This is a genomic window from Paraburkholderia sp. WC7.3g (assembly GCF_050436345.1).
Classification (GTDB): Bacteria; Pseudomonadota; Gammaproteobacteria; order Burkholderiales; family Burkholderiaceae; genus Paraburkholderia; species Paraburkholderia podalyriae.
The window spans coordinates 1,871,996-1,892,431 of sequence record NZ_JBNDMA010000001.1; the positions used below are offsets into that span (position 1 = coordinate 1,871,996).

The window sequence follows — 20,436 nt, forward strand, 5'->3', positions numbered from 1 at the left end:
CACCAACGGAACCGCACGATGAACACGCTGGCTCATCCGCTCGAACCGGAAGATACGACGCTGTCCGGCATGCTGTCGCATTTCAGGTTGCTCGAGCCGGTATTCGACGCGATGCCGGACGTCGTATTCTTCGTGAAGGACGCCGACGCGCGTTATGCGCTCGTCAACCGCACGCTCGCTTCGCGTTGCGGCTTCAAGGAAAAAGCGGCGCTGCTCGGCAAGACCGCGGAAGACGTGTTTCCGCACCGCTTTGGGCGCATCTATACCGCGCAGGACAAGGCGATCATCGGCATCGGCAACCAGATGCTGGATCAGCTCGAATTGCATCTGTATCCGGGCCGTCAACCGGGCTGGTGCCTGACCTGCAAACAACCGTTGCGCGATGCCGCCGGCAAGGTGGTCGGCCTCGCCGGCATCTCCCGCGATCTGAAAGCCGACGAAAGCAGCCATCCGGCCTACAGCCGGCTTGCCGCGGTCGTGCAGTCGATTCAGCAGAATTACGTGCAGCCGCTGAACCTGAAGCAGCTGTCGGCGATGGCGGACATGTCGGTCGCGCAGCTGGAGCGCTACTTTCATAAGGTGTTTCATCTGACGCCGCGCCAGGTGCTGTTGAAAACGCGACTCGACGCGGCGACCGCGCTGCTGGTTTCGCACGACAAGGTCACCGATGTCGCCGCGCGTTGCGGCTACACCGATCACAGCGCGTTCACGCGTCAGTTCAAGGCGACCGTCGGCGTTACGCCGACCGAATACCGGATGTTGCTGCACGGTACGCTGCGCAACTGAGCGGCATCGCGCGTGTCATGGCTGGTCGCGCGCATCACTACTACGTGTACGTCGTCGCGCTCGACGACAAGGTGTGGAACGAGGCGCGCTTTCGTCGCGCGAATCCCGATTACCGTTTTGACAAGCCGTGCGTGTACGTCGGCATGACGGGGCTCGACCCGGACTTGCGTTTCGATCGGCACAAAGCCGGCATTCAGGCGAATCGCTTCGTGCGCGACTATGGCTTGCGTCTGATGCCCGAACTGTATGAAGTGTTCAACCCGATGCCTTATCGCGGCGCGCAGGATATGGAGGTGGAGCTGGCGATCGGGTTGCGCGAAGCGGGGTATGGGGTTTGGCAGGCTTGAGTGGCTTGAGCAATCTAGCTCACGTCCCCCTATAGATGCTCTCTGATATAAACGACTTGCGCTTGCCGTCTTCCACCTTTGGGAGCGGCAAAGTCAGCAACTTCGACACCTGATTACTCTTGCGACTTCGACGTTAAAGAGTCCTGCCGTCACCATCGAGGAAGGACACGACCAGCGGAACCTGCTGGAACTCATGATCCAGATCGGCGAGGACTATCAGCAAAACGGTTTTATCTCGAATTAAAGTCGTTGACCGTGACCCGTTTAAATGGTTTATTCGATGGGCGTTCTCCGGAAAATCAGAAGAGGTCTAATGGAACAACATAAACAGGACGGTGCCGAGGGTAAGGAAGAATGCCTGCTTTGCCGTATCACTTATTCAGTCTACTCAAATTTCCCGCCAATGCCGTCCGCAATGGCGCTGAACGCGGAAACCGGCGAATGGTTTCCGTTCGATAGGCTGAAGTCGTATCCAACCGGTTACCGGATGGCCGAAGCCCTGGGCACCGCATGGGCGTGCGATTGTCGCGAACGCCCGCGGAATTGTTTCGACCAGCGGTTCACGCTAACGGATACAGGAGGTAACGCGCTCCCTGATACGTATTACACTGCCCGACTTCCATCGGGCGCACTTGTTCACGGCATTACCGATTTGCAGGGGCGCACCAAGCGCTACCAGACAGAGGGCGCGCGATCCATTCACCTTTTTATTGGTCACAGGGAGGCGTAATGTCTGATGCACTGGGAGCAGCACTAACAGACACAAATCCGAATTCACTTGTAATTCTTCAGTCGGACAGGATCGGCAAGCCATGGCATGTTAGCCCGGACGGGTTGTCTTTTACTGCTGTATGGGAGTCAGGGGCATTAAATGGCGTGTACAGAGGTCATCAGGTAACAGAGGGGTTCATCTTGAAGGCCTATCGGGACAATGTTGGAATTCCTACTGTCGGATGTGGGCATCGCATTGTCCCTGCCGACCGCATCGAGGTTGGGCAGGTAATCAGCCTGGAACGCGCGCGTGCGTTCAGACGGCGGAACGTTACCGAGGTAGAAAGACGTCTAAATGCTGGCGTGAAGGTTCCGTTGTTTCAGTTCGAATACGATGCGCTTGTGAGTATCGTATATAACTGTGGCTCCGGGGACGGCGCCAGCGAAATTATTAGAAAAGTTAATACAGGTCATTATGACGATATGCATGGTTTCATACTGACGTATCGGGTGGGAACAAATCGGGGCGTTAAGAATCGTCGGATTGCCGAAGCCCGTTTATTTGTCTCAGGAGTCTACGATGCATCGCATTAGGAATTGGGTACTTATTCTGATCTCAGGCGTGTTATTTTTTAGTCTTGCGGTCGCTAAGTCGAACCCCGATTGCCTACAGCATTTGGGGGGCGGTTACGGTGACGCTGTATGCTATTCCGAGTTACAGAAAGACCTGATGGCCCAGAACAAAATTATCTATAACGAGTTGCGTGCGACCATGCCGAACGGCAACGTGCATGCGAAATTGCTGGACCAGTACATGGCAACGCAAGATGCATCCGTGAGGTACTGCGAATTGCCACGTAACGCCGGCGCAAAGTGGGAAACGGAGCACGATGGATCGATGTTTCCAGCTTTGCAACAGGAGTGCATCTACAATCTTCGCAAAGCACAAAATCAGTTTTTAAAGGATTTGCTTGATATGGCAAATTGGTAGAGTGTGAAATCCGGGATTCAGGCGAATCGCTTCGTGCGCGACCCGATGACGCTTACCGGCGCCACGATCGCGGCAGCGACGATAAATGCTGAAACGATCAGCACAAAGTTGCTCCAAGCTTCGACGTAAGCATCGGGCATCCAATCGGGATATAAATAACGTAATAGCCACCGAACGAAATCGGCGAACCATAACGGTATCTCGAACGATAATCGTTGGGTACCCCATGCGAGAGCAGTGCCCAATGCGAGCCAGATCCCGAGCGCATTGACGCACCGTCGAAAAAAACGGGCGTGCGTCATCGCACCTGTACTCGCCCATCAGCTCGCATATCACTTCCTGGAATTGGCAGCGTTGGCGGGAACTGACGGCAGCTTACAGTCATTGCTCTTTGCTCCAAAAGTCCCTGAGGTGGCGGAGCGATGACTATTGCCTGTATGTCTGTGCCGCACAATCGGAGCGTTCTTAAAGGTGCCTCGGATAATCTACGAAACTGTTTGCAGAAGCGCGGCCGTCTGAAGCACCGCCAAAAAACATTGGCCACGCTCGAATGCCTGCGCCTCAACCGAAAAGAAAAGGCCGCATCAACGCAAAGCGTTGACGCGGCCTCAGATGACCGAGTCGCGATTGAAGTCGTTACTTCACCCCAAGCCCCCGCAACACCGCATTACCCTCGGACGTCAGACGAATATGCGACGTGCCGGCATCGTTCGAAACGGTCTCGACGAGACCCGCTTCGTAAAGCTGCGGAATTTCGGGTTTTGCGGATGCATCGATCGGCGCGTGCAGCAACAGCAGCAGCGTCGCGAGTTCATGATGGCTCAGGAGACGGCGCAGGATAGTGGGCCGTCTGGCCGGTGTTTCGTTGGTATTCGGTTCGGGCTGGTTCATGGAGCGCACCTTGTGCGGGGACGTGTCCGGGGATCATGCGGACGAAGTCTTAAACGATTCTTAAGACTCCATTGTCCTGTAACACCGTGACATGAACGTTTCAATGGATCAGATTCCGGCGCCCGGAACTTCGCCTGTATGCGCCACAAAGCCTTATGGCGCGCAGGTTTTGCCTGCCGATTCGATCCACAGGTTGCTTACATGACGCTTGCCCGCATAGAAACGGTAAGTTGTCGCGCCGTTGTCGCTGCGTACCTTGACGATGTTCGAGTCGCCGAAGTCGAGCATCTGACCTTGCGGGATCCCGGTCGACTTGAAGGCGGCGTTGTGATGATTGGCCATTTGCGTCAGACAGGCGACCACGTCGTCGACGGAACGCTGGGTCGCCGTGTCCGTGACGGGCTCGCCGGAATCGGGGTCCTTCTGGAAATACGCGCACGCGCTGAGCAGTAGCGAAAGGGACAGGACTGCAGCGAACTTCTTCATATGTCTCCTGGCGTTGATTCGGCTTAGGGCCCATGCGCCGCATTGCACCGCATTGCGGCGCGCATGATGCAAGGCAAACGCGCGGGCTGGACCGCATAACAGGCGTCATTATATCGAGACGGCGAACCTGCCTCGATCGGAGACGCAGATCGCGTGCCTGAAAAGACGAAGTCAGTATCGACGCGGCGACTTCCAGTGAAGGCGCCGCCGTCGTGCCTCCGGCGCCTCGCCGTTACTTGCGCCGCTGCGCCTGCGCCGCGAGCCGCACCGCCGCATTGGCCGCGCCATAGCCGTCATAGCCGCCGCGCCGCTCGACGATCTCGAGGAAGAAGCGCTGGTCAAGTTGCTCGGTATAAGCGTGGAAAAACTCGCCGCCGCGTTCGTCGCGGTCGTACAGGATATGGTTCGCGCGCATCGCTTCGAGCAGCGTGTCGGACAGCGCGTAGCGGGCGGCGAGGTCGTCGTAGTAATTGCGCGGAATGCGCAGGAGCGGCACGCCATCGGCGACGAACTCAGGGATCGCGCTGAAGATGTCGCCGGTGCTGAAGGCGACGTGGTTCAGGCCCGAGCCGTGGTACGTATGCAGCGCCTCGGCGACCGCCGTATGGCGGTCCACCGACGCGTTCAGCGCGATCCGCACCGAGCCGTCGGGGCTGCGCAGCGCGCGGCTGCGCACGAGGCCGTAAGGATCGGGCACAAGCACACCCGGCTCGGCCAGGAAGCCGAGCGCCGTGCGCAGAAAGAGCACCCACGTATCGAGCGCATTCGCCGGCACCGACAGGCACACGTGATCGATGCGCTCGAGCGGTCCGACCTCGCTCGGCCCGTTGACGTCGGTGAGCACGAAATCGGCTTCGAATAGCGTGGGTTGATCCGGTGTTTCGTCGACGAAATAGTCGAGGCTGCCGTCCGGTGCCTGCACGGCCGGCAACACGCGCTCGTTCGGCCCGATCTGGCCGGAGAACGGCGCGTAGCCGAAGCCGGCCGCGCGCTCGAATGCCTGGCTCGCGTCATCGACACGAAACGCCGATGCGCACAGCGACAAACCGTGCTGCTGGAAAAACGCGTTCGCGAATGAATCGGGCTCGGCGTTCAGCACGATCGATGCCGCGCCGTGCCGATACAGCGTCACGTCCTTCGAGCGATGCTGGCCGGCCTGGCGAAAGCGCAGCTTGCCGAGCCAGTCGGCGAGCTGCGTGCGCGTCGTGTGATCGACCGCGAATTCGAGGAACTGATAGCCGACGTGCGCGGGCGCCGCGGGCGAGCGGTACAGGTCGCTCGTCGTCTTCTGCGGCTGCTGTTGCTCTTCCAGCAGCGCGCGGGTTTGCTCTTCCAGGAACAGCAGCGAGCGATGGCCATCCGCGGCCGTGCTCGTGGTGGGGGCGGCCCGAAAGCCATCGTTGAAGATTTCCAGCGAAAGCGGACCCTTGTAGCCAGCTTTGACGACCTGCGCGGTGAAGTTCGCCAGATCGAAGTCGCCCTGGCCGGGGAAGCAGCGGTAGTGGCGGCTCCACTCGAGCACGTCCATCGCGAGCTTCGGCGCGTCCGCGATCTGCACGAACGCGATGCGCTCGCCCGGAATGTCGGCGATAGCGTCCGGCGTGTCGTTCAGCGATAGCGTATGAAAGCTGTCGAGCACGAGCCCGAGGCTCGGATGGTTGACTGCATCGACAAGCTTCCACGCGTGGCGGTAGGTCTTCACGTGCGTGCCCCACGCCAGCGCCTCATAACCGGCGATCACGCCGGCCGCCTCGGCCGCGCGGGCCAGCGCGCCGAGCTGGTCGATCATCAGCGAGTCGTCGCAGATGGTGTCCGGCGACACGTTGCTGCACACGAGGATGCGGTCCGTGCCGAGCTCGTGCATCACGTCGAACTTGCGCTTTGCGCGGTCGAGATTGCGCTGGAGCCGCTCGGGACTGACGCCGTCGAAATCGCGAAACGGCTGGAACAGCATGATCTTCAGGCCGAGGTCGTCGGCGATGCGGCGCACGTCGGCGGGCGAGCCGTCGAAGTACAGCAAATCGTTCTCGAAGATTTCGACACCTTCGAAGCCCGCCGCGCGGATCGCGCTCAGCTTCTCGACGAGGGTGCCGCTAATCGACACGGTGGCAATCGAACGTTGCATGAACGGCTCCTGCGGAAACAGACAAACGAGGGAAAAGGAACAGGCAAACCACTGCGGCGCGCCTGCGGGCGCTGCCTGCCGGACTTGCTGCGATGCGCAAAATGAGCCACTTCGTTACGCACCGCAGCAAGACGCAGGCCGGAATCCCCCACGCTAGTCGGGAGTTTCGACAGTCTATACAAACTAACTAGATGGTACAAATTCGTAGAAACCCCGAATGACGGCGACGGCCGATGCGCGCACACTTCGCCATGCGTCGACGAACCGCCGCGGGTGCCGCGGTTCGAGTCGCGCCTTATTCTGCGGGAGTCGTTGTCATGAGCTTTGCCTCCGTACTGGTCCTGAACGGACCGAACCTCAACCTGCTCGGCACGCGCGAGCCGGCCATCTATGGCGCGGAAACGCTCGACGACGTCGCGAAGCTGTGCCGCGACGCGGGCGAGCGCCTCGACCTCGCGGTCGACTTTTGTCAGTCCAACGCCGAGCATCAGCTGATCGACTGGCTGCACGCGGCACGCACCAAGGTCGACGGCGTCGTAATCAATCCGGCCGCGTACACGCATACGTCGGTCGCGATCGCCGACGCGCTGACCGCGATCGAGAAGCCCGTCATCGAGGTGCATATCTCGAACGTGCATCGGCGCGAAGCGTTCCGGCATCACTCGTACGTGTCGGCTGTCGCGGACGCGATCATCATCGGCTGCGGCACGCAGGGCTATGTGCTCGCGCTGGAACGGATGGCGACGATTCTTAAGAATAGGGCGGCGAAATGAACACTCAAGCGAACACTCAAGCGAACCCGCGGGGAAATACCAGGAGCGACGCGCAAATTGCCGCGGTGGCCAATGCGCAGGCCTGCTTGCGGGCGACGCCCCACTCCTTTCTGGTCGGCCTGATCGGCTCCGGCATTAGCGGTTCGCTCACGCCCGCGATGCACGAGGAAGAGGGCAGCAAGCTCGGTCTGCACTATGTGTATCGACGTATCGATCTCGATGCGCTACAGCTCGATACCGCTGCGCTGCCGGAACTGCTGACGGCAGCCGAACGGATGGGCTACAACGGCCTGAACATCACGTATCCGTGCAAGCAGGCGGTGATCCCGCTGCTCGACGAACTGTCCGACGACGCCCGCGCGCTCGGCGCGGTCAACACCGTGCTGTTCCAGCACGGCAAGCGCATCGGTCACAACACCGACTGGTCCGGCTTCGCGCGCGCATTCCAGCGCGGCCTGCCTGACGTGTCGCTGGAGCGCGTCGTGCAACTCGGCGCCGGCGGCGCGGGCGCGGCGGTCGCGCACGCGGCGCTGAACCTTGGCGCGCTATCGCTGACGCTGTTCGACGTCGATGCCGCGCGTGCGCGGTCGCTGGCCGACGAGTTGCAGGCGCGTTTCCCTAAAGCCAAGGTCAGCGCGGGCACGTCGCTCGAACAGTCGCTCGCGGCCGCGCAAGGGCTGATTCACGCGACGCCGACCGGCATGGCCAAAATGCCAGGCCTGCCGCTGCCGGCCGAATTGCTGCACCGCGACCTGTGGGTTGCCGACATCGTTTATTTCCCGATCCGCACGGCGCTATTGCAGGCGGCCGAGGCGCTCGGCTGCCGCACGCTGAGCGGCGGCGGCATGGCGGTCTACCAGGCGGTCGATGCCATGCGCATTTTCACGGGCCTCGAGCCGGACGCCGAGCGCGTCTACGCCCACTTTCAATCGCTGTTGCAACGCTAACCGGCCGCGTAAAGACCGGCACCCAAGCTGATCGAGGAGACAAGCACGACATGCCGCAACCATTCCAATCCAGTTCCGCGGGCTCACCCGCGCAGAACAGGACGGCGAGCCCCGCGCGCCGTTCGAAAGCCCGTTATCAGATCCTCGCGCTGCTCGCGGTCGGCACGATGATCAACTATCTCGACCGCACCGTGCTCGGCATCGCGGCACCGCAGTTGACCAAGGAACTCGGCATCAACGCCGCGCTGATGGGCCTGCTGTTCTCGGTGTTTTCGTGGAGCTACGTGGCCTCGCAGATTCCGGGCGGCCTGTTTCTCGACCGGTTCGGCAGCAAGCTCACGTACTTCCTGTCGATGACGTTCTGGTCGCTGTGCACGCTCGCGCAGGGACTCGTGCAGGGCATCGGCGGCCTGTTCGCTTTCCGTCTGGGGCTGGGCGTTTCCGAGGCGCCGTGCTTTCCGACCAATAGCCGCGTGGTCGCCACCTGGTTCCCGCAAAGCGAACGCGCGATGGCGACCGGCACCTACACGGTCGGCGAATATATCGGTCTCGCGTTTTTCAGCCCGTTTCTGTTCATGCTGATGGGCGCGTTCGGCTGGCGCTCGCTGTTCCTCGTGGTCGGCGGCGTCGGTATCGCGTTTGGCGTGGTGTGGTGGCTGCTGTATCGCGAGCCGCGCGATCATCCGTCGGCGAATCAGGAAGAGCTCGACTATATCGAGGCAGGCGGCGGTCTTACGCATCGCAACAAGGATGTCGCGGCTACGGTCGATTCAGCCGCGTCGAAGAAGCCTGGCTTCGAATGGCGCACGATTGGTCGGCTGCTCAAGCATCGTCAGCTGACCGGCATCTGCCTCGGCCAGTTCGCGGGCAATTCGACGCTGGTGTTCTTCCTCACGTGGTTCCCGACGTATCTCGCCACCGAGCGTCATATGGCGTGGCTGAAGATCGGCTTCTTCGCGATCATGCCGTTCATTGCGGCGTCGATCGGCGTGATGTTCGGCGGCGTGTTGTCCGACTGGCTGCTGCGTCGTGGCAAATCGCCGAACGTCGCGCGCAAGCTGCCGATCATCGCGGGTCTGCTGCTCGCGTCGACGATCATTCTGGCCAACTATGTCGAGAGCAACGTCGTGGTGATCGCGATTCTGTCGGTGGCGTTCTTCGCGCAGGGGATGGCCGCGCTCGGCTGGACGCTCGTGTCGGATATCGCGCCCGAGGGCTTGCTTGGCGTGACCGGCGGCATCTTCAACTTCGCCGCGAATCTGGCCGGTATCGTGACGCCGCTCGTGGTGGGCCTGGTCGTCGCGGCCACCGGTTCGTTCGTGGGTGCGCTGGTATTTATCGGCGTCGTCGCGTTGATCGGTGCGCTGTCGTACATCTTCATCGTCGGCGATATCAAGCGGATCGTACTGGAGGATTAAGTCTTCCTGCTGAGCCTTGGTTTCATCTGACGGTCGCTGTTCCATTCGAATCCCCGGTTGTCGTCGCAGTGCGGCGGCAACCGGGGATTTTTTGCGTTTGGTGACCGGGTCGTCGCATCCCACGTTATACGATGTCTTATCGCATCTGCGCGACCCAGAAAGACTTTCTGGAGCGCAGGGTAAACCATCTTGTATGACATCCCATCAATGAAGAGAATGCCTACAACATAAATTCCGAGTCGTATCTTCAAACCGTGGGAGGGGACATGAGGACGGGATGGTTGGCGATTGCACTGGCATGCATGACGGTGGCGGGCTGCGGCGGTGGTGGGATATCGAACAGTGATTCGGACGCGACGGCCGCGCCCGCGACGCCTGCGTCTTCACCGAGCGTCAAGACGACGTTCAGCGTCGCGGAGTTCGGCGCAAAAGGCGACGGTTCGACGGACGACACCGCCGCGATCCAGAAAGCACTGAATGCCGCGAGCGCCGCGAAGGGGACGGTCGTATTTCCGCAGGGCACGTTCATGACCGGCGCGCTGTTCGTCGGTTCGAACACGACCTTGCAGATCGATGAAGGCGTGACGCTGAAGGCCATCCAGGCGCAGAGCTGGTGGAATATCGAAACCATCGCGTCCGGCGCAACGAACGGTTTCTATCCCGATGGTCTTTCGCTGTACCCGCAGGTGCCGACCCGCGTGCAGGGCATCGAGATGAACTGGGCATCCGCGATCATCAACGTTCGCGACGCCGACAACGTGACGATCACCGGCAAGGGAGTGATCGACGGCAACGGGCAATCGTGGTGGTCGCACTATTACGCCGATGGCACGACGTTCCATTCGTCGCTGGGTGTCACATGGGCGCTGAACTGGGACGAGCAGCGGCCGCGCGGTATCGAAACGTACAAGTCGACGAACGTCACGATCAAGGACGTGACCGTGCAGAATTCGCCGTTCTGGACCATCCACCTGTGCTACTCGGACCAACTGCATCTCGACGGCGTCCACGTCTACAACTTCCCGACGGCAGCGACCGGCATCATGCCGAGTACCGACGGCATCGACATGGACTCGTCGACGAACATTCTGGTCGAGAACGCGGACATTGTCGCGAACGACGATGGCTTCGTGATCAAGTCGGGCCGTGACGGCGACGGGCTGCGCGTGAACAAGCCGACAGCGAACGTCGTGATCCGCAACTCGACGGTGCGCGCCGGCGCGACTGCGTTTACGATCGGCAGCGAAACGTCGGGCGGCGCGAACAATATCGAGGTGTCGAACATTCAGGTCTCGCCGCTGACCGCGCAGATCAACAGCAACGTCGGCTACAAGACGGGCGGGCCGGCTGTCTACAGCGTGTTCGTGTTCAAATCCGCGCCGACGCGCGGCGGCGTGATGGAAAACGTCTATATCCACGACATCAACGTCGACGACGCGTACTACTTCATGCAAGGCAACGAAAACTGGCCGGCCGGCGGCACAGTGCCGGCCACGTTCGGCACGACGTATGTGGAACCGCCGTACTGGCCGTCGATTCTCGTGATGCCGGCCAACGCGTCGGACGGCTATCCGATCTTCCGCAACTTCAGGTTCGAGAACATCACGATGAAGCACGTCGAGAGCGCGGTGTTCGGCGTCGCGGGTTATACGATCGCGGGTGAAGCGGAAAAGGGCCGGTTTATCAATTTCACGTTCAATAACGTGAACATCACGGCCGTCAAATCGTCGGGCACCTCCGTGGGCGCCGGTTCGATCGCCAATGCGGGCAACTGGACCTTTACCAACAGCACGATCAAGAACGCCGCGGGGGCAAACCTCGTGCCGACGTTGGCGACCACGTCGACGGGCGTCACCGGTTTGCCGGGACAGTAAATTGTTGAACGCGCTTCGTTTCTCGAAGCGATAAAAAAAACGGGATGTGGCTTTCACCGCATCCCGTTTCCTTTTCAGTCGGGCGCTACGCAACCGCCTCAATCGTCCTTCTTCACGAACCGCAAGATCGCATCGACGATCATCGCCCGATGCCGCGCCCGCAGCCGCGGATGTGACGGATCGCGCCCAAACGCGGTGCCGAAGGTATGCCGGTTGCCCACGCGATGAAAGCACAGCGAACTGATCATCAGATGCAGATCGATCGGATCGATGTCGCTGCGGAACTGGCCGGCCGCGATGCCGCGCGCGAGCAGATCCTCGATCGTGTGAATCACGGTGACGTTGCGGCCTTTGAACGTCTTCACCTGCTCGACGTACTTCGCGCCATGAATATTTTCGATCGTCACGAGGCGCACGAAGTCGCGCTGGCGATCGTGGTAGTCGAACGTGAATTCGACCAGCGCGCGCATGCCCTCGATCGGATCGAGTTCGCTGACGTGCAGATCCTGTTCGAGCGCGCGAATGTCTCCATAGACCTTTTCCAGCACCGCCTGATACAACCCTTCCTTGCTGCCGAAGTAGTAGTACAGCATGCGCTTGGTGGTGTTCGTGCGTTCCGCGATCGCATCGACGCGTGCGCCCGTCAGTCCCATCGCGGAGAATTCCTGCGTCGCGACGTCGAGGATATTGCGCTTCGTCTGCTCGGGATCGTATTTGCGGCGGGCGTCGACACGTCGGCCTTCGGCGCGCGGCGCGTTGGACACGACGCCGTTGGTATCAGGCTCGGCGGCCTTGCTTCCCTTTTTCATTGTGATTTCGAGCGGCAGTGACGGCGCATTCTAGCATGGCGAAATGGGCCTCTGGCGCGGGTCTCGGGCATCGGCGGAGGCATTTCGACGGAGCTTGCGTGACGCTTACGCGACCGGGCGTGTGGGACGGCGGCGCGCGGCGAGCGCGTCGCGTGTTTGCATCGCGGTGTACGTGAGCTGCGCGGCGGCCAGACCGAGCGCGCCGTACGTGCGCGTGAGGCCGAAGGTCGCGAACGCGTCGGGTAGCGGGCGTTCACCGGCGATGGCCGCGGCCAGCAGTTCGCCCGACACAGTAGTCGGGGCCATGCCGTGTCCGCCGAAACCGATCGCGTACCAGACGCCATCCGGGCTGCGGCCGATCTGCGGCATCTTGTGCCGCGCATAGCTCATCAGGCCGCCCCATGCATGCTCGATGCGCACGTCGCGTAGCTGCGGATAGACCTTCAGCAGATCTTGTCGCAGCAGTCGCGCGATAGCTTCGGGCTCGCGGTCGCGCACCGAGATGCGGCCGCCCCACAGGATGCGCGTGTCGGGCAGCGGGCGGTAGTAGTCGAACGCGAAGCGGGTGTCGTAGATCGCGGCGCGCGTCGCAAGCGCGTCGTGCAAGCGTTCGCCGAGCGGCTCGGTCGCCATCACGTAGGTGGCGATCGGCAGCACCGCGCGCTCGACGCGCGCGTACACGTTGCGCGCATAGCCGCCGCCCGCCATCACGACGTGGCGCGCATCGAGCGCACCTTGCGGCGTCCCGACGACGAAGCCCGCGCCGTCGCGCCGCAAGCTCACGACCGGCGAGCGCTCGTGGATCGTCACGCCCGCTTGCGCGGCCGCCGCGGCGACGCCGACAACGTACTTGAGCGGATGAAAATGGAACGCGTTGCGCTCGAAAAGGCCGCCGTGATAGCGACTCGTTTTCAGTTGCGCGGCGAGTTCGCCGGCAGCGATCGGTTCCCAGTCGATGCCGAACGAATCGCGCATCAGACGCCGTTGCGCTTCGAGACGCGCGGGTTCGTCGAACCAGTTCGCGAGGATCACGCCGGCATCGGTCGCGTCGCAATCGATCCGGTAGCGCGCAATGCGTTTGCGCATCAGCTCGACCGCGTCGGTGGTCAACGCGTAGAGTTCGCGCGCGCGAGTCGGACCGAGCGTCTTCAGCAGGTCGGCGCAATCGAGGCTGTAGCCGCCGAACACGAAGCCGCCGTTGCGTCCCGATGCGCCGAAGCCGACCTGCTGCGCTTCGAGCACGACGACGTCTTCGACGCCGCGCTCCGCGAGTCCCAACGCGGTGGACAGTCCCGCGAGTCCGCCGCCGATGATGCAGACGTGCGCGCTGCGTCGGCCGGAGAGCGGCGCGTAAGCGGACGAACGGGTGACGGTGGCTTCGTAGAAACTTTGCATGGGGCGCGGGCGTATATATACAGACCCTAGCGTAGCGGCAATCGTACGCCGCCGTCCAGCCCGCGTCAGTCCGCCCGTCGGCAGGCGCCCCGCTGCGCTTCAATGTGCATTATCGACCCCAGCGCAACACGAGCGGGTCCAGCCGACGCGCGATCTTCAACAGCCCTTCGCGCGTCGCCGGGTGCATCTGCGGCAGTGGATGACGCACCGCGTCCGAACGGATCACGCCGCCTTCCTTCATCAGCACCTTGCACGATGCGAGGCCGCCCTGGCGATTCTCGTAGTTGATCAGCGGCAACCACTGCTGATAGTGCGCGGCGGCGGCTTCGATAGCGCCGGCCGCGTAGGTATCGACGATCAGGCGGATGCCGTCGGCGTACCCGCCGCCCGTCATCGAGCCGGTCGCGCCCGCATCGAGATCGGCCATCAGCGTGATCGCTTCCTCGCCGTCCCACGGACCGACGATCGCGTCGCCGCCCAGTTCGATCAGCTCGCGCAGCTTGTTAGCGGCCTGCGGCGTTTCAATCTTGAAGTACGACACGTTGTCGATCTCGCGCGCCATGCGGGCAAGGAACGGCGCGCACAACGGCGTGCCGCTGACCGGCGCATCCTGGATCATGATCGGAATCTGGATGGCATCGGACACCGTACGATAGAACTCGTAGATGCCGCGCTCGCCGATGCGGATCGTCGCGCCGTGATACGGCGGCATGACCATCACCATCGCGGCGCCCGCGGCCTGCGCGGCGCGGCTGCGCTCCGCGCACTGGTACGAGCTGAAATGCGTGGTCGTGACGATCACCGGCACGCGGCCCGCGACGTGTTCGAGCGCGACATGGATCAGTGTGTTGCGCTCGTCGTCGGACAGCGCGAACTGCTCGGCGAAGTTCGCGAGAACGCACAGGCCGTTCGAGCCGGCGTCGATCATGAAATCGAGGCAGCGCTTCTGGCCTTCGAGGTCGAGGCGGCCCGCGTCGTCGAAGATGGTCGGCACGACGGGGAAGACGCCGCGCAGGGCGGGGGAATGTGACGGTTGGCTCATGGCGATGTGGTCCGTGCTGGAATGGAAGGGTTGCGCGTGGGCTCGCGAACGAGCGAATGAGCGGCGCAATTCGATGCTTGTCTCCGTTGCTGACTATACGGCGCGAGGCCTCGCGGGTATATTGAATTGTTTCCATATCGTGATCGCTTTTGCGACTCACCCGACCGATGAAAGACACGCTCAACGTCCTGCTGTCGAAGCTGCGCATGAAGCAGCTGCATCTGCTGATCGCGCTCGACGATCACAAATCGCTGCACAAAGCGGCCGGCGTGATGGCCATGACGCAATCGGCGGCGAGCAAGGCGCTGCAGGAGCTCGAATCGATGCTCGACGCGCCGCTTTTCGAACGCTCGAAAAGCGGCATGATCCCCAACCAGCTCGGCCATTGCGTGATTCGCTATGCGCGCGTCGTGACGACGGATCTCACCGCGCTCTGCCAGGACGTCGCCGAAATACGCTCCGGGCGCGGCGGGCGGCTCGCGCTCGGTGCGATCATGGGCGCCATTCCCGATTGCGTGGTGCCCGCGCTGAATCAATTGCATGTGGCGCAACCTGATCTGTCGATCGAGGTGGTCGAGGACACCAGCGCGCGGATGCTCGCGCAACTCGACGACGGCCGGCTCGATCTGGTGGTGGGCCGCGCGGCGGTCGCGGCCGACCCGTCGAAGTATCAGTATCGTCCGCTCGGCGACGAGCCGTTGGCGGTGGTGGTCGGTTATCAGCATTCGCCGTTGCCGCGCCGCGAGATGACGCTGCACGATCTCGCCGGGCATCGCTGGGTCATGTATCCGTCGCACATGCCGCTGCACGCGCTGCTCGAACGCGAGTTGGATCTCGCCGGCCTCGACATGCCCGACAATCCGATTTCGACGGCGTCCACTTTCGTGACCGTCGCCATGCTGCAAAGCAGCGCCGAGCTAGTTTCGCTGCTGCCGAGCGCGATTGCGGGGCCGTTCGTGCGGCACAAGATGCTGCGCATCGTGCCGGTCAGGCTCAAATCGCCATCGCAGACTTTCGGCATCGTCACGCGCAAGGGCGGCGTGCTGTCGCCGCCGGCGGAACGGTTGATCGCGCTGCTGCGCGCGCAGACACAACGAGCACAACCGAAAGCGCGAACTTAGGCGCGGCCCGAACGGTTGTCGAGCCGTCCGCGCGGTTGCCGGTAAGAAACCCAGCAAAAAAGCGACTAGATTCCGGCAGTGCCCGCCAGAAACGGCAAAACCGCCCGAAAAGGCGGCTCCGTCTTCCTCTGAAAAGACCTTCAATATCTCATGCCAGTTCGCGTTTTGTCATCCGCCGCCGGCAGGTGTTGTAGTTGCGACACTGACGGAGAAATTGCAACCAGTGACGGTTTCACGATCCGAGCTACACTGATTTAAATGAAGTGAGCCAGGCGCCACGCCCTGGCCATCGCTCGGGGAGAGCAGCCATGAATCGGCCACCGCTTCGGTTTCCGCTCCGCGCGACCGGCACCGCGCCCGTCCGGAATTGGCGTTGGTTCAACTGGGGGCTGGCCGTTTTCTTGCTGCTCGCGGCGGCGCTGGTCGCGCGTCTCGTGCAGATCGAGATCGAGACCTCGCGGCTGCAGGCGCGATACCTTTCCGAGCTGACACGCGACGTCGGTTTTTCCATCGCCGAGGGGCCCAGCCATTCCATCCGCTTTCCGCAAGCCGACAAGGGGCCGTACGACGCGCGCCTCGGCTACGCGCTATTGCCGGACATCCAGCAGCGTCTGTTGCAACATGGCTTCGAAATCAGCTCGCAGGCGCGCGATTCCGAACGCATGCTGTCGCTAGCCGATGACGGCCTGTTCCCGCCTTACGACGAAAAAGACACGGCGGGCCTGCAATTGTTCGACGGCACCGGCGCGCCGCTCTACAGCGTGCAGTTTCCAGGCCGCGTGTACGACAGCTTCGACGCCATTCCGCCGCTGGTCGTGAACTCGCTACTGTTCATCGAGGACCGCTATCTGCTCGATCCGACTCAACCGAACCGCAATCCGGCGATCGACTGGGGGCGCTTCAGCCGCGCGCTCGTCGACCAGGGCGTGCGCGTTTTCGATCGTCATCAACAGACGCCTGGCGGCAGCACGCTCGCGACGCAGATCGAGAAATTCCGTCACTCGGCGGGCGGCCGCACCGCGACGCCGGCCGAAAAGCTGCGGCAAATCGCGTCCGCGTCGGTGCGCGCTTATCTGAACGGACCGCAAACGCTGCCCGCGCGCGAACAGATCGTGGTCCATTATCTGAACTCGGTGCCGCTTGCCGCGCAGCCTGGCGTCGGCGAAATCAACGGTATCGGCGATGGCCTCGCCGCCTGGTATGGGCGCGATTTCCGCGAGACCAACCGGCTGCTGAAAGCGCCGTCCACCGACGCGAATCTGCCCGACCAGGGCCTGGCGTTTCGCGAAGTGCTGTCGCTGATGATCGCGCAGCGCGCGCCCTCGTATTTCCTGCAGCGCGGCTATCCCGAACTCGAACGGCTGACCGACAGCTATTTGCGACTGCTCTCGAGTGGCGGTGTGATCACCGCGCAGTTGCGCGATGCGGCGTTGGCGGCGCACGTCGATCTGCACCGCGCGTCGCGCAGCACACCGGATATCGGCTCGTTCGTGTCGCGCAAGGCGGTCACGTCGATGCGCTCGCATCTGCTCGCCGCGCTCGGCGTGCGCAGCTTCTATGAACTGGACCGCCTCGATGCGCAGGCGACGGGCACGCTGGACAATGACGTGCAACAAGCCGTTGCCGAGCGCCTCGCCGCCGCCGCGACCAAAGACGGCGCGAAGGCCGCGGGTCTCGTCGGCTATGAAATGTTGCGCGCGTCCGACGATCCGTCGCATATCGCCTATAGCTTCACGCTGTTCGAGCGGCACGGCGACGCGAACTTCGTGCGTGTGCAGACCGACAGCGTGAACCAGCCGTTCGACATCAATTCGGGTGCGCGCCTCAATCTCGGCTCGACCGCGAAACTACGCACCGTCATCACGTATCTGCAGATCGTCACCGAATTGCACACCCGTTACGCGTCGCTGAGCACGGCCGAGCTGAAGGCGATCACACCCGATCCGAACGATCGGCTGACGCACTGGGCGATCGACTATCTGCTGCACACCCGCGATCATTCTCTGCAGCCTATGCTCGACGCGGCCGTCGAGCGTAAATACTCGGCGAGCCCGGGCGAGACGTTCTTTACCGGCGGCGGCGCGCAGACCTTCGCGAACTTCGAGTCCGACGACAACAGCCGCATCCTGACCGTGCATCGTGCGTTCCAGCATTCGGTGAACCTCGTGTTCGTGCGGCTGATGCGCGATATCGTGCACTATGAAATGGTGCAGACCACCGGGCCGTCGTCGCAATGGCTCGGCGATCCGGCGACCCGCAAGATGTACTTGACGCGCTTCGCCGATCAGGAAAGCCGCGTGTACATGAAGCGTTTCTACACCAAATACCACGGCAAGACGCCTGACCAGCAGATCACGCTGTTGCTGCTTGGCGTGCGCAAGTCGCCGCCGAAAGTGGCGACCGCGTTGCGCAGCGTCGCGCCGGATCAATCGAATGCGTGGTTCAACAAGATGATGTACGCGGCGCTGAAGAACACGCCGGCGGCTTCGATGCTCGACGACGAAGACCTCGCGAATCTCTACGACAAGTACGGCATCAATCGCTTCAATCTGAACGACCGCGGCTATATTTCGAGCGTGCATCCGCTCGAACTGTGGACGCTGAACTATCTGCGCTCGCATCCCGACGCGACGCTCGCGCAAGCCGAAAGCGCGAGCCAGGACGTGCGCCTGTCCACCTACTCGTGGCTCTTCAAGACACGCTATCACGTGACGCAGGATCACCGCATCAAGCGCATGGTCGAACTGCGCGCGTACGACGCGATCGGCAAATCGTGGCAGGCGCTCGGTTATCCGTTCGCGTCGCTGACGCCGTCGTATGCGGCGGCGATCGGCGCGTCGGGAGATCGTCCGGCGGCGCTCGCGGAACTGATCGGCGTGATCGCGAACGACGGCAACAAGGTGCCGACCGAAACGCTGACGCAAATCGACTTCGCGAAAGACACGCCGTACGAAACGCATTTCAGGCGCGCGGTGGTCGCGCCGCAGCAGCAGGTGTCGCCGGAGATCGCCGGCGAAGTGCAGATGCTGTTGCGCGACGTCGTGACGGGCGGTACCGCGAGGCGTCTTGCGCAAGGCATGACGTTCCCGAACGGCGAAACGCTCACCGTCTACGGCAAGACCGGCACCGGCGATCAGCGCTTGAACGTGTACGCGAAGGGCGCGCGGCTCATCGAGTCACGCAAGGTGAATCGCTGCGCGACCTTTGTGTTCGCGCTCGGCAACCGCTTCTACGGCACGCTGACCGCCTGGGTGCATGAGCCGTATGCCGCGCGCTACGACTTCACAAGTGCGCTGGCTGTGCAGTTGCTGAAGTCGATGGCACCGGCGTTGCAGCCGTTGCTCGATAAGCCGGTCGAGAAAACGGTGACGGCGCCGCAGGCGGAATCGACGCCGCCCGCGACGAAGCTTGCCTCGAAGTGAGTCGATTCATTTCGTCATGCGAGGCAAAAGCGGGATCGTGACTCACCGCTCGTCATAACCCGCCTCCGACGCCGCCGGCTTCAGAAACAGTTCATGCACCGGCGCGAAATGCGCATACAGCGGCAGAATTGCCCCACCCATCGCGCGGGCATCGGCGCCGATCGCGCCTTCGAGCAATTGCGGCCGCACCATGCCTTCCCATTCGAAACGATCGAGCACGCGCTCGGTGCGGCGAATGATCTCGCGCAGCAGTACCCGGTCGAACTCGCCGTCGATCACGACCGCTTCGAGATCGAGCAACGCGGCCGCATTGGTTAGCGCGTTCGCGATCGCCGGGCACGCGCCGTCGAGCCATTGCTCGGTATGCCGCCATAACTCGGGCGATAGCGCGCGATGATCGTGCGCCGCGGCGGCTGGCGCGCCCGCGTCGCTGAACAGTTGTTCGAGCACGAAGCCCGATGCCGCGTGCAGCAACTGCCGCGCGGGTTTGCGTGCGCCGCCGTCGCGCAGCGGGATCGAACCGACCGCACCCGCGTTGTCGTGCGGGCCCCCATGCAGACGGCCGTCGATCACCAGACCTCCGCCGATGAACGTGCCGACGAACAGATACAGGAAGTTGTGGATGCCGCGGCCCTGGCCCATCACGAGCTCGGCCGCGCACGCGGCCGTGGTGTCTTTCGCGAACTCGACGGGTAGGCCGGTCATCGTCGCGATGCGCGCGCGCAGATCGATGTCGTTCCAGGCGTCGAGCGCGTCGGGCGGCGCGCCGAGAAAATCGCGCCAGCCACCGAGCCACAACGGCGCCGCGACACCGACGCCGACCACCTTGCCCGCCTTCGCGCCGAGCGTCTGGTTCACGCGCGCGAGTTTGTTTTCGAGCGCGGGGAACAGCGCGCGCGGATCGGGATACGCATACTCGAATACGTCGCGGCATACGATGCGCCCGGCGAAGTCCATCGCGAGCACGTCGAGACTGCGGCGTCCGACCTTGACGCCGATCGTGTAGGCGCCGTCCCCGCGCAACGCGATCGGCACCGACGGCTGGCCGATGCGGCCGCGCACGCGCGCCAGTTTTTCGAGCAGGCCGTCGACGATCAGCCGGTCGACGATCATCGACACCGTCTGCATCGAAAGACGCGTGAGGCGGCCGACCTCGGCCTTCGGCAGTGGTCCATGCAGGCGGATCGTTTGCAGCACGATGCGCTCGTTGAATTGCCGCATGCCGACCTGATTCGAACCGACCGTGCGTTTGACCGGCGAACGCCTGCTGGTGCTGGGGGTGTCCATTGTCGTGTACC

19 protein-coding genes are annotated in these 20,436 nt (G+C 62.6%); 11 read left to right on the forward strand and 8 right to left on the reverse strand.

Translation table 11 applies throughout. From position 1 onward, the window contains the following. The first annotated feature begins 18 nt into the window (after nucleotides 1–18). The 5 genes from OKW43_RS08695 to OKW43_RS08715 all read left to right on the forward strand — a co-directional run bounded on the left by OKW43_RS08695 (nucleotide 19) and on the right by OKW43_RS08715 (nucleotide 2,835). Nucleotides 19–786, forward strand: a complete 768-nt coding sequence (locus tag OKW43_RS08695; protein ID WP_429446575.1) for a helix-turn-helix domain-containing protein — start codon at nucleotides 19–21, stop codon at nucleotides 784–786. A gap of 17 nt (nucleotides 787–803) precedes the next feature. After that, on the forward strand, nucleotides 804–1,133 hold the full coding sequence (locus OKW43_RS08700) for a hypothetical protein (RefSeq protein ID WP_187635774.1): 330 nt from the start codon (nucleotides 804–806) through the stop codon (nucleotides 1,131–1,133). 313 nt (nucleotides 1,134–1,446) lie between these two features. Next, nucleotides 1,447–1,863, forward strand: coding sequence for a hypothetical protein (locus tag OKW43_RS08705; protein ID WP_187635775.1), 417 nt, complete (start codon nucleotides 1,447–1,449; stop codon nucleotides 1,861–1,863). Beyond that, nucleotides 1,863–2,438: a lysozyme gene (locus OKW43_RS08710; RefSeq protein WP_187635776.1), complete on the forward strand. Its 576-nt coding sequence runs from the start codon at nucleotides 1,863–1,865 to the stop codon at nucleotides 2,436–2,438. Before OKW43_RS08705 ends, OKW43_RS08710 begins: the two co-directional genes overlap by 1 nt. After that, nucleotides 2,425–2,835: a hypothetical protein gene (locus OKW43_RS08715; protein WP_429446578.1), complete on the forward strand. Its 411-nt coding sequence runs from the start codon at nucleotides 2,425–2,427 to the stop codon at nucleotides 2,833–2,835. Before OKW43_RS08710 ends, OKW43_RS08715 begins: the two co-directional genes overlap by 14 nt. 17 nt (nucleotides 2,836–2,852) lie before the next feature. Here OKW43_RS08715 and OKW43_RS08720 read toward each other — a convergent pair whose 3' ends face one another. From OKW43_RS08720 to OKW43_RS08735, 4 genes are all read right to left on the reverse strand, one after another. Beyond that, nucleotides 2,853–3,137 (reverse strand): hypothetical protein, encoded by a 285-nt coding sequence (locus OKW43_RS08720; RefSeq protein ID WP_429446580.1) that lies wholly within the window; start codon nucleotides 3,135–3,137, stop codon nucleotides 2,853–2,855. Nucleotides 3,138–3,471: 334 nt separating this feature from the next. Further along, complete coding sequence (locus tag OKW43_RS08725) at nucleotides 3,472–3,726, reverse strand: hypothetical protein (protein WP_187635778.1); 255 nt, start codon at nucleotides 3,724–3,726, stop codon at nucleotides 3,472–3,474. 153 nt (nucleotides 3,727–3,879) lie between these two features. After that, the gene (locus tag OKW43_RS08730) at nucleotides 3,880–4,212 is read right to left on the reverse strand and encodes a hypothetical protein (RefSeq protein ID WP_187635779.1); all 333 of its coding nucleotides are present in this window, start codon (nucleotides 4,210–4,212) and stop codon (nucleotides 3,880–3,882) included. 232 nt (nucleotides 4,213–4,444) lie between these two features. Further along, nucleotides 4,445–6,337, reverse strand: a complete 1,893-nt coding sequence (locus tag OKW43_RS08735) for a bifunctional sugar phosphate isomerase/epimerase/4-hydroxyphenylpyruvate dioxygenase family protein (RefSeq protein WP_429446582.1) — start codon at nucleotides 6,335–6,337, stop codon at nucleotides 4,445–4,447. A gap of 317 nt (nucleotides 6,338–6,654) precedes the next feature. Between OKW43_RS08735 and aroQ the strand changes: the two genes are divergently transcribed. The 4 genes from aroQ to OKW43_RS08755 all read left to right on the forward strand — a co-directional run bounded on the left by aroQ (nucleotide 6,655) and on the right by OKW43_RS08755 (nucleotide 11,349). Continuing rightward, complete coding sequence (gene aroQ, locus OKW43_RS08740; RefSeq protein ID WP_429446584.1) at nucleotides 6,655–7,110, forward strand: type II 3-dehydroquinate dehydratase; 456 nt, start codon at nucleotides 6,655–6,657, stop codon at nucleotides 7,108–7,110. Further along, nucleotides 7,107–8,057, forward strand: coding sequence for a shikimate dehydrogenase (locus OKW43_RS08745; RefSeq protein ID WP_429446586.1), 951 nt, complete (start codon nucleotides 7,107–7,109; stop codon nucleotides 8,055–8,057). The genes aroQ and OKW43_RS08745 overlap by 4 nt, the downstream gene beginning before the upstream one ends. Nucleotides 8,058–8,107: 50 nt before the next feature. After that, a complete protein-coding gene (locus OKW43_RS08750) occupies nucleotides 8,108–9,475 on the forward strand; it encodes an MFS transporter (protein WP_429446588.1) in 1,368 nt (455 codons plus the stop codon). 281 nt (nucleotides 9,476–9,756) lie between these two features. Further along, the gene (locus OKW43_RS08755) at nucleotides 9,757–11,349 is read left to right on the forward strand and encodes a glycoside hydrolase family 28 protein (protein WP_429446590.1); all 1,593 of its coding nucleotides are present in this window, start codon (nucleotides 9,757–9,759) and stop codon (nucleotides 11,347–11,349) included. 98 nt (nucleotides 11,350–11,447) lie between these two features. On the opposite strand, the gene OKW43_RS08760 is transcribed toward OKW43_RS08755, so the two are convergent. The 3 genes from OKW43_RS08760 to OKW43_RS08770 all read right to left on the reverse strand — a co-directional run bounded on the left by OKW43_RS08760 (nucleotide 11,448) and on the right by OKW43_RS08770 (nucleotide 14,595). Further along, the gene (locus tag OKW43_RS08760) at nucleotides 11,448–12,158 is read right to left on the reverse strand and encodes a TetR/AcrR family transcriptional regulator (protein ID WP_429446592.1); all 711 of its coding nucleotides are present in this window, start codon (nucleotides 12,156–12,158) and stop codon (nucleotides 11,448–11,450) included. Nucleotides 12,159–12,263: 105 nt separating this feature from the next. Further along, nucleotides 12,264–13,553: an NAD(P)/FAD-dependent oxidoreductase gene (locus OKW43_RS08765; RefSeq protein ID WP_429446594.1), complete on the reverse strand. Its 1,290-nt coding sequence runs from the start codon at nucleotides 13,551–13,553 to the stop codon at nucleotides 12,264–12,266. A 109-nt stretch (nucleotides 13,554–13,662) separates the two neighbouring features. Next, on the reverse strand, nucleotides 13,663–14,595 hold the full coding sequence (locus OKW43_RS08770) for a dihydrodipicolinate synthase family protein (RefSeq protein WP_429446596.1): 933 nt from the start codon (nucleotides 14,593–14,595) through the stop codon (nucleotides 13,663–13,665). Nucleotides 14,596–14,762: 167 nt separating this feature from the next. Here OKW43_RS08770 and OKW43_RS08775 point away from each other — a divergent pair, with 167 nt between their 5' ends. Both OKW43_RS08775 and OKW43_RS08780 read left to right on the forward strand, forming a co-directional pair. Next, entirely contained in the window at nucleotides 14,763–15,716 is a 954-nt protein-coding gene (locus OKW43_RS08775; protein ID WP_429446598.1) for a LysR family transcriptional regulator, read from the forward strand. A gap of 308 nt (nucleotides 15,717–16,024) precedes the next feature. Then, nucleotides 16,025–19,138, forward strand: coding sequence for a transglycosylase domain-containing protein (locus OKW43_RS08780; protein ID WP_429446600.1), 3,114 nt, complete (start codon nucleotides 16,025–16,027; stop codon nucleotides 19,136–19,138). Between the two features lie 42 nt (nucleotides 19,139–19,180). Here the strand turns inward: OKW43_RS08780 and OKW43_RS08785 are convergent, their stop codons facing one another. Beyond that, nucleotides 19,181–20,425 (reverse strand): ROK family transcriptional regulator, encoded by a 1,245-nt coding sequence (locus tag OKW43_RS08785; RefSeq protein WP_429446602.1) that lies wholly within the window; start codon nucleotides 20,423–20,425, stop codon nucleotides 19,181–19,183. Nucleotides 20,426–20,436 lie beyond the last annotated feature (11 nt).